Origin of the sequence: Rhodoblastus sp., from assembly GCF_041915505.1 — a bacterium.
Classification (GTDB): Bacteria; Pseudomonadota; Alphaproteobacteria; order Rhizobiales; family Beijerinckiaceae; genus Rhodoblastus.
Window position 1 is genome coordinate 1 of record NZ_JAYSBG010000120.1, and the last position, 9,575, is coordinate 9,575.

Here is a 9,575-nt window from a genome sequence, read left to right on the forward strand (position 1 = left end):
GTCGAGGGCCAGTTCACGGTCATGAAGGATCACGCGCCGGTCATGACCGTGCTCAAGGCCGGCATTATCGAGATCGACGAGACCGCGAGCAAGAAGAGCAAGCTGTTCGTGCGCGGCGGTTTCGCCGATGTGGCGGCCGGCGGCCTGACCCTGCTGGCCGAACAGGCGACGCCGCTCGAACAATTCGACGCCGCGCAGCTCGCGCAGGAAATCCGCAACGCCGAGGAAGACCTCGCCGACGCAACCTCGGACGAGGGCCGCAAGCTGGCCGCCGAAAAGCTCGATCAGCTCAACGAGCTGAAGGCGGCCATCGCGGCCTGACCTTTGGCTCATCCCGGAAATTCGAGGCGCTTGCCAATGGCAAGCGCCTTTTCTTTTGCGCCACGTTCAGAATAGGCCGGGCGCCGCGTCCCAGCCGATCGCGCGCAGGCAGGCGACATGGGCGGGGCCACCCGCGCGGGCGAGAGCAGAGAGTTCCGGCTCCGGCAAGGTCGCGAGTTTGTCGACATAGGCGGCGCGGAAGGGATCGTAGCGCGCGCAATCGTTCAGGGCCGTGCGCAGCGAGCGCGTCGGGACAATGGCGCCGGCGGGAAGAACCACCGCATTGGGGATTGGCGGGGGCGGGGCGGGGGCGCATCCGCAGAGCGTCGCGCCGAGCGCGAAAAAAATCGCCCCCATGTCGTTTCGCAAGCGCCACTCCCATCGTCGGGGACGATCAGGCGGCCGGGCGCTCCATCGCGATCATGTAATTCACGTCGGTGTCGCCCGAGAGCCGCCATTCGTCGGTCAGCGGATGATAGACGATGCCGGCGCGGTCGATTTCCGTCAGCCCCGCGGCCTGCAACGGCTTCGTCAATTCATATGGGCGCAGAAACTTGCGCCAGTCATGCGTGCCCGGCTCAACCCAGCGCAGCACATATTCGGCGCCGACGATGGCGAGGGCGTAACTCTTGAGGGTGCGGTTCAAGGTCGCGCCCACAAACAACCCGCCCGGCCGAACCAGCGCGGCGGAAGCGGCGAGAAAGCCTTTCACGTCGGCGACATGCTCCAGCACTTCCATCGCCAGAACGGCGTCGAAGGACGCGCCTGACGCGGCGAGCGCCTCGACGGTCAGCGGCTGATAATCCACTTCCGCGCCGGCGATGGCCGCATGGCGACGGGCCGCGGCGATATTGTCTTCGGCGGGGTCGATCCCCGTGACCTGCGCGCCGAGGGCCGCCAAAGGCTCGGAAAGCAGGCCGCCGCCGCAGCCGAGATCGACGATTCGCAGGCCGGCGAGCGGCTTTTCGGCCTTGCGGTCGCGCGGCCGGTCGCCATCGGCGAAATGGCTGCATAACAGATTGCGCAAATAGCCGATCCGGACCGGGTTCAATTTGTGCAAGGCGCGCTGCGGCCCCTCGAGGTCCCACCACGCGTCGCCGAGTTTGGCGAAGCGCGCGAGTTCCTCCCGATCGACGCTGGCGCTGTCGCCGCCGATGGATTCCCTCATGACGCGCTCCCTAAATCCCGATGACACGTTGACACAATCTGCTCGTCCCGTCATGTATAGCCGCCCCGCGCGCGGGGCGCGTTTCCCGGTCTTTCTCACGAGCGGATGTGAAAGAAAAGCCCTCGGGGTCGCCCGAGCCGCAAGACAAAACCAACGACAAAACCCAACCATAAATCCCAACGATAAATCCAAAGAGCGATCTCAGGTCATTATGGCGCGTCTGGTCATGAAATTCGGCGGCACTTCCGTCGCCAATATCGAACGCATTCGCAATGTGGCCCGCCACGTCAAACGCGAGGTCGACGCCGGTCATGAGGTCGCGGTGGTGGTTTCGGCCATGTCGGGCAAGACCAATGAGCTGGTCGGCTGGGTCAATGACGCCAACAAGCATTACGATCCGTGCGAATATGACGCCGTCGTCGCCTCCGGCGAACAGGTGACCTCCGGCCTTTTGGCCATCGCCTTGCAGCAAATGGGCGTGTCCGCGCGGTCCTGGCAGGGCTGGCAGATCCCCATCGAAACCGACGACGCCCATGGCTCGGCGCGCATCGCCCGCATCGACGGCGGCAAGCTGATCGAGGGTTTCAAGCGCGGCCAGGTCGCCGTGATCGCGGGTTTTCAGGGCGTCGATCCGGCGACGGGCCGGCTCGCTACGCTGGGACGCGGCGGGTCGGACACCAGCGCCGTCGCGGTTGCCGCCGCGATCAAGGCCGACCGCTGCGACATCTATACCGATGTCGACGGCGTCTATACCACCGATCCGCGCGTGGTGCCCAAGGCGCGCCGGCTCGATAAGGTGGCGTTCGAGGAAATGCTGGAAATGGCCTCGCTCGGGGCCAAGGTGCTGCAGGTGCGCTCGGTCGAAATGGCCATGATTCACCGAGTCAAGACCTTCGTGCGGTCGTCCTTCGACGATCCCGAACATCCGCAGCCGGGCACGCTGATTTGCGACGAGGAGGATATTGTGGAACAGCAGGTCGTCACCGGAATCGCCTTTTCCAAGGACGAGGCGCAGATCACCTTGCGCAAGGTGGCTGACAAGCCCGGCGTGGCCGCCGCGATCTTCCAGCCTCTCGCCCAGGCCAATGTCAATGTCGACATGATCATTCAGGTCGTGTCCGACGACGCCAAGACCACCGACATCACCTTCACCGTTCCCGCCGCTGAATTCGAGCGCGCCCGCGCCATCCTCGAAAAGGCCAAGGAAGAGATCGGCTTTTCCTCGCTTCAGGCATCCACCGACGTGGTGAAAGTTTCGGCAATTGGCGTGGGAATGCGCAGCCATGCCGGCGTCGCCGCGGCGGCTTTCCGGGCGCTCGCGGAAAAGGGGATCAACATCCGCGCCATCACCACGTCGGAGATCAAGTTTTCGGTCCTGATCGACGCCGCCTATACCGAGCTCGCCGTGCGGACGCTGCACGCGCTCTATGGCCTCGACAAGGCCTGAGGCCGCGAAAATCAGCCGCACTTGACGGGAAATTGTCCGCGACGACACAATGTGCGGCTAAAACCCGTCTGAGGCGAGAATCAGCCGCGCCCGCGGTCCGTCCCTTGCATCGGCACCGATGCAAGCGGCGGTCCGCGAGCGAATCGTCAAATTCATTCATGGAAGGCGCGAGGCGCCTTCCCGGTCAGGAACAGGTCATGCGCGGCGCTTTGGGCGGACCCCGTCTGCTTCTGCGCCGGCTTCGCGAGGTCATGGCGGAGCCGGTGAACGCGCAGGCGCGTCTCGACCGGATCGTCATCCATATCGCCGCCAATATGGTCGCCGAGGTCTGCTCGGTCTATGTGGCGCGCTCGGACGGCAAGCTTGAGCTCTACGCCACAGAGGGCCTCAATCGCGAGGCGGTCCATCTCACCACCATGACGACCGGCGAGGGCCTGGTCGGCCTCATCGCCGAAAAGGCCGAGCCGCTGGCGCTCGCCGACGCGCAGGCCCATCCGGCCTTCTCCTACCGGCCGGAGACCGGCGAAGAGATCTATCAATCCTTCCTCGGCGTGCCGATCCTGCGCGGCGGCAATACGCTCGGCGTGCTGGTGGTGCAGAACCGGGCGCGGCGCACTTATTCCGAGGAGGAAGTCGAGGCGCTGCAGACCACGGCCATGCTGCTGGCCGAAATGATCGCCTCGGGCGAATTGCAGTCGCTCGCCCAGCCGGGCCAGAGCTTCAGCCTGCAAAAGCCGATGGCCCTGCGCGGCTCGCCGCTGTCGGAAGGCGTCGGGCTCGGCCATGTCGTGCTGCACGAGCCGCGCATCGTGGTCAAGCAATTGGTCGCCGAAGACCCGGCGGCCGAATTGCGCCGGCTGGAACAGTCGATCCAGGCCATGCGCGAGCAGATCGACCAGCTGGTCGCGCGCGGCGACCGCTACGGCATGGGCGAACATCGCGACGTGCTGGAAACGGTCCGCATGTTCGCCAATGACCGCGGCTGGCTGCGCCGGCTGCGCGAGGCGCTGGAATCCGGCCTCACGGCCGAGGCGGCGGTCGAGCGCGTCCAGAACGACGCCCGCGCCAAGCTGCAACGCCAGACCGACCCCTATCTGCGCGAGCGCCTGCACGATCTCGACGATCTCGCCAATCGCCTGCTGCGCCAGTTGACCGGCCAGGGAACCGCTCATGGCGGCGTCTTGCCGGCCAATGCCATACTGGTCGCCCGCAATATGGGCCCGGCGGCTCTGCTCGAATATGACCGCGCCAATCTGCGCGGGTTGGTGCTGGAGGACGGCGGCCCGACCAGCCATGTCGCGATCATCGCCCGCGCGCTCGGCGTTCCCGCCATCGGCGAAGTGCCGAACGTCACCGATCTGGTCGAAACCGGCGACGCCATCATTGTCGACGGCGGTTCGGGCGAAGTCCAATTGCGGCCGCCGGCCGATGTCGAGGCGGCCTATGGTGAAAAGGCGCGGCTGCGCGCCCGCCGGCAGGAGCAATATCACAAGCTGCGCGACGTCCCGACGGTGACCCGCGACGGCGTCGAGATCGGCCTGCACATGAACGCCGGTCTGCTGATCGACTGCCAGCACGCGTCGGAAGTCGGCGCCAAATCGATCGGCCTGTTCCGCACCGAGCTGCAATTCATGGTGGCGCCGAGTTTTCCGCGCCTGTCGGAACAATATAACCTGTACCGCAAGGTCATCGACGCCGCCGAAGGCCGGATGGTCACCTTCCGGACCCTCGACATCGGGTCGGACAAGGTCCTGCCCTATATGGCCAAGATGGAGGAGGAAAATCCGGCGCTGGGCTGGCGCGCGATCCGTATCGGCCTCGACCGTCCCGGCCTGTTGCGGATGCAGTTGCGCGCCATTCTGCGCGCCGGCGCCGGCCGCGAAATGCGCGTCATGTTCCCCATGGTCGCCAATACGACGGAATTCCTGCAGGCGCGCGCGGTCGCGGAGCGCGAGCTCGAATTCCTACGCCGCCACGGCTATGAACTGCCGACCGATCTGAAGCTCGGCGTGATGGTCGAGGTGCCCTCGCTGCTCTGGCAGCTCGATGAGATCTGCGCGGCGGCCGATTTCCTCTCGGTCGGCTCCAACGACCTCACCCAATATCTGTTCGCCGCCGACCGTGACAACAAAAGGGTTTCGGCGCGTTACGACACTTTGGCGCCGGCCAATCTCAGGGCCCTGCGCTCGATCGTCGAGGCGGGCGACCGCTACGGCAAGCCGGTCAATCTCTGCGGCGAAATGGGCGGCCGGCCGCTGGAGGCGATCGCGCTGGCCGTCATCGGCTATCGCGGCCTTTCGATGACGCCATCGGCCATCGGCCCGGTCAAGGCGGCGTTGCGCGCAGTCGATCTCGGCGCGACGCGCGATTTCCTGCTGCCGCTGATCGAAAATCCGGGCGACCGCCTTTCGCTGCGCCAGGAGCTGCAGGCCTTTGTCGAGCCGCGCTGCGTCCCGCTCTAGCGCCTTTTCCCGTTTCCCGCTCCTTTCCCGGACGCGACGCTGAACCCGTCGCCGGATCAAACCCATGCTTCCCGCCGAAAAACTCGATCTCATCCTGCGCCGTCACGACGAACTCGGCCATCGCCTGTCGGAAGGCGTCGAATCGGCCGCCTTTTCCGCTTTGTCGCGCGAACTGGCCGAGCTGGAGCCGGTCGCGGCGGCGATTCGCGCCTTTCGCGCTTTGGAGCAGGAGCGCGCCGAGCTGGAAAAGCTCGCCGCCGACCCGCAGACCGATTCGGACATGCGCGCCCTCGCCGAGGAGGAGCTGCCCGACCTCAGGGACCGGCTGTCCGAGGCCGAGCACGATCTGCGCCTCGCCTTGCTGCCGCGCGACGCCGCCGATGAAAAAAGCGCCATTCTCGAAATCCGCGCCGGCACGGGCGGCGACGAGGCCGCGCTCTTCGTCGGCGACCTGTTCCGCATGTATCAGCGCTATGCCGAAAAGCGCGGCTGGACCATGGAATTGATCTCGGCCAGCGAGGGTACGGCGGGCGGCTTCAAGGAAATCATCGCCCATATCCGCGGCAAGGGCGTGTTCGCGCGGCTCAAATTCGAGAGCGGAACCCATCGCGTGCAGCGCGTTCCCGCCACCGAGACGCAGGGCCGAATTCATACCTCGGCGGCCACCGTGGCGGTGCTGCCCGAGGCCGAGGAAGTCGATCTGGCGATCAATGAGACCGATCTGCGCATCGACACCATGCGCGCCGGCGGCGCCGGCGGCCAGCATGTCAACAAGACCGAATCGGCGATCCGCATCACCCATATCCCCTCCGGCCTGGTGGTGATGATGCAGGAGGAGCGCTCGCAGCACCGCAACAAGGCCAAGGCCATGGACGTGCTGCGCTCGCGCCTGTTCGACATGGAGCGCCAGAAGCTCGCCGACGCCCGCGCCGCCGACCGCAAGCAGCAGGTCGGCTCAGGCGACCGCTCCGAGCGCATCCGCACCTATAATTTCCCTCAGGGCCGCGTCAGCGACCATCGCATCAATCTGACGCTCTACAAGATCGACAAGGTCATGGAGGGCGAGGCTCTGGACGAAATTCTCGATCCGCTGATCGCCGATCATCAGGCGCGGCTACTGGCCGAAAGCGAAGGGGGAGCGTGAGATGAAGCCGGACATGGCCGCTTACGCGGGTTCTTGGGCCTTTTGGGCGCTGCTTTCGGCCGCCTTCGCCGCCCTCACCGCGATTTTCGCCAAGATCGGCGTCGAGGGCGTCGATTCCGATCTGGCGACGCTGGCGCGCACCATTGTCGTGGTTTGCCTGCTGAGCCTGTTGCTGGCGGCGACGGGACGGCTGCATCCGGCGAGTCTTTCGACCAAGACTTTGCTTTTTCTTGCCCTCTCGGGCGCGGCGACCGGCGCGTCGTGGCTTTGTTATTTTCGCGCCCTAAAACTCGGCGACGCCGCGCGCGTGGCGCCGATCGACAAGCTCAGCGTCGTCCTTGTCGCCCTGTTCGGCGTGGTTTTTCTGGGCGAACGGCTCTCCGGCGTCAACTGGCTGGGAATCGCCCTGATCGCCGGCGGCGCCATTCTGGTCGCCTTTCGTTAGCCCTAACGCGGCGTGAATGGTTTCGTCGGCGGCCCGTTTTCGCTAAGTTCGGTTTACCTTTGCGCCCAAAATGATCGGGCGGTGTGGTTCTGGTGGAGTTCGCATGAAGAAAATCATTCCGGTCATCATGTGCGGCGGCGCGGGAACGCGGGTCTGGCCCGCCTCGCGCGAGACAATGCCGAAGCAGTTCATCCCGCTGCTCGGAAATCTCTCGACGTTCCAGGAGACGCTGCGCCGTCTCGATCCGGAGATTTTCGACGAGCCGACCGTGGTGACCAATCACGATTACCGCTTCCTCGTCCAGGAACAGATGAAGCAGGTCGGCTTGTCCGGCGACATCGTGCTCGAACCCGAACGCCGCGATTCGGCGGCGGCCGTGGCGGTCGCGTGCGAACTGGCGAGCCAGCGCGCCGCCGACGCGGTCGTGGCGGTGTTCGCCGCCGACCACGCTGTGCGTGACGTCGAAACCTTCCGCGCGCTTTGCCGCAAGGCCGGCGCCGCCGCCGCCGAGGGTTTCATCGTGACGCTCGGCATCAAGCCGACCCATCCCGCCACCGGCTATGGCTATATCCGCCCGGGCGCACTGGTCGTTCCGGAGGCCGGCGTGGCCAAGGTCGAGGCCTTTGTCGAAAAGCCCGATGCCGAGACGGCCAAGCGTTATATCGATGAAGGCTATTTGTGGAATTCGGGCAATTTCTTCTTCCGCGCCGACGTCATGCGCGGTGAATTGCAGAATTTCGCGCCGGAAATTGCGGCCGCCGCCACTGAGGCCTTCGCCCATGCGCAACGCGACCTCGGCTTTTTCGCGCTCGACAAGGCCTCGTTCAGCCGCGCGCCGAAAACCTCGATCGACTATGCCGTGATGGAGCGCACCGAGCACGCCGCCGTCATTCCCGCCGACATCGGCTGGTCCGACGTCGGCAATTGGCAGGCGGTGTGGGAATTGTCAGACCGCGACGCCGCCGGCAATTCCGTGCGCGGCAATGGCGTCGCCGTCGAATCGCGCAATGTCCATATCCGCTCGGATGAGAAACTGACCGCGGTGCTCGGCGTCGATGACGTGATCGTGGTGACGACCGACGACGCCGTTCTGGTGCTCGGCGCGCAGCATGGCGACCGCGTCAAGCAATTGGTTGATGAGCTGAAGCGCCGCAAGTTCAAGGAGGCGAAGGAGCACAGCCGGGTCTATCGCCCCTGGGGCTATTACCAGTCGATCGACAATGGCGATCGCCATCAGGTCAAGCGCATCGTCGTCAAGCCCGGCCACAAGCTGTCGCTGCAGAAACATTATCATCGCGCCGAGCATTGGATCGTGGTGCGCGGCACGGCGGAAGTCACCCGCGACAATGAGGTGACCATGGTTCACGAAAACGAATCGATCTATCTGCCGATCGGCTCGGTTCATCGTCTCGTCAATCCGGGCAAGATCGATCTGGAGCTGATCGAGGTCCAGACCGGCTCCTATCTCGGCGAGGACGACATCGTCCGCATCGAGGACGTCTACCACCGCGCCTGACCGTTTCGTCCTTTCCGCCGCCCCTCTTCACGGAGGGGCGGCCTCTTTTTGTGAGTTGTCTCATGCTGCCCAAGCCCGTCGCCGCCCTCATGCCGAATACGTTCGAATATGAACGCCTGCCTTTGGTGAAACCGACCGGCTTTCGTGAATATGACGCGCGCTGGCTGTTCGGCTCGGAGCTCAATCTGATGGGCGTGCAGGCGCTTGGCCTTGGGCTCGCGACGCTTTTGCACGAGATGGGCGTCAAGCCGCGCCTCGCCACCGGCCACGATTTCCGCTCTTATTCATCGTCGATCAAACAGGCTTTGATCTGCGGCCTGATGGCCGGCGGCGTCGAAGTGGTCGATATCGGCCTCGCTTTGTCGCCGATGGCCTATTTCGCGCAATTCGCGCTGGATTGCCCGGCGGTGGCGATGGTGACGGCCTCGCACAACGATAATGGCTGGACCGGCGTCAAAATGGGCGCGCAGCGCCCCGTGACCTTTGGACCGGACGAAATGGGCCGGCTGCGCGATATCGTGCTCGGCGGTCGTTTCCAGACCCGGTCCGGCGGCTCCTACGAATATGTCGAGGATTTCGGCAAGATCTATCTCGACGATCTCGCTAGCCATACCAAGCTGACGCGCAAGCTCAAGGTCGTTGCGGCCTGCGGCAACGGCACGGCCGGCGCCTTCGCCCCGGCTTTGCTGGAGCGGCTCGGTTGCGAGGTGATCCCGCTCGACGTGACGCCGGATTACACCTTCCCACGCTACAATCCCAATCCCGAAGATCTCGAAATGCTGCACGCCATGGCCGACAAGGTGCGCGAGACCGGCGCCGATGTCGGCCTCGGCTTCGACGGCGACGGCGACCGCTGCGGCGTGGTGGACAATCACGGCGAGGAGATTTTCGCCGACAAGATCGGCGTCATGCTGGCGCGCGATCTCTCGAAATTGCATCCCGGCGCGACCTTCGTGGTCGACGTCAAATCGACCGGCCTGTTCGCCAGCGATCCGGTGCTCAAGGCGCAGGGCGTCAAGGCCGATTACTGGAAGACCGGCCATTCCTACATCAAGCGCCGCGTCAACGATCT

The 9,575-nt window shown here is 65.0% G+C and carries 9 protein-coding genes; 7 read left to right on the forward strand and 2 right to left on the reverse strand.

Going from position 1 to position 9,575, the window contains the following annotated elements; all coding sequences use genetic code 11:
* Window positions 1–321, forward strand: a 321-nt coding sequence (gene atpC, locus ACE3S9_RS09485; RefSeq protein WP_374546210.1) for an ATP synthase F1 subunit epsilon, incomplete at its 5' end; no start/stop codon positions are given.
* Between the two features lie 66 nt (window positions 322–387).
* Here atpC and ACE3S9_RS09490 read toward each other — a convergent pair.
* Window positions 388–678 (reverse strand): hypothetical protein, encoded by a 291-nt coding sequence (locus tag ACE3S9_RS09490; RefSeq protein ID WP_374546211.1) that lies wholly within the window; start codon window positions 676–678, stop codon window positions 388–390.
* Between the two features lie 37 nt (window positions 679–715).
* The gene (ubiG, locus tag ACE3S9_RS09495; protein WP_374546212.1) at window positions 716–1,489 is read right to left on the reverse strand and encodes a bifunctional 2-polyprenyl-6-hydroxyphenol methylase/3-demethylubiquinol 3-O-methyltransferase UbiG; all 774 of its coding nucleotides are present in this window, start codon (window positions 1,487–1,489) and stop codon (window positions 716–718) included.
* Between the two features lie 211 nt (window positions 1,490–1,700).
* On the opposite strand from ubiG, the gene ACE3S9_RS09500 reads away from it, so the two are divergent.
* From ACE3S9_RS09500 to ACE3S9_RS09525, 6 genes are all read left to right on the forward strand, one after another.
* Window positions 1,701–2,936 (forward strand): aspartate kinase, encoded by a 1,236-nt coding sequence (locus tag ACE3S9_RS09500; protein ID WP_374546213.1) that lies wholly within the window; start codon window positions 1,701–1,703, stop codon window positions 2,934–2,936.
* Window positions 2,937–3,133: 197 nt separating this feature from the next.
* Window positions 3,134–5,398, forward strand: a complete 2,265-nt coding sequence (ptsP, locus tag ACE3S9_RS09505; RefSeq protein WP_374546214.1) for a phosphoenolpyruvate--protein phosphotransferase — start codon at window positions 3,134–3,136, stop codon at window positions 5,396–5,398.
* Window positions 5,399–5,462: 64 nt separating this feature from the next.
* The gene (gene prfA, locus ACE3S9_RS09510; protein ID WP_374546215.1) at window positions 5,463–6,542 is read left to right on the forward strand and encodes a peptide chain release factor 1; all 1,080 of its coding nucleotides are present in this window, start codon (window positions 5,463–5,465) and stop codon (window positions 6,540–6,542) included.
* Between the two features lie 13 nt (window positions 6,543–6,555).
* Window positions 6,556–6,987, forward strand: a complete 432-nt coding sequence (locus ACE3S9_RS09515; protein WP_374546218.1) for an EamA family transporter — start codon at window positions 6,556–6,558, stop codon at window positions 6,985–6,987.
* Window positions 6,988–7,090: 103 nt separating this feature from the next.
* On the forward strand, window positions 7,091–8,503 hold the full coding sequence (locus ACE3S9_RS09520) for a mannose-1-phosphate guanylyltransferase/mannose-6-phosphate isomerase (RefSeq protein ID WP_374546216.1): 1,413 nt from the start codon (window positions 7,091–7,093) through the stop codon (window positions 8,501–8,503).
* A gap of 62 nt (window positions 8,504–8,565) precedes the next feature.
* Window positions 8,566–9,575 (forward strand): phosphomannomutase/phosphoglucomutase (locus tag ACE3S9_RS09525; protein WP_374546217.1); only part of this gene is annotated, 1,010 nt, incomplete at its 3' end.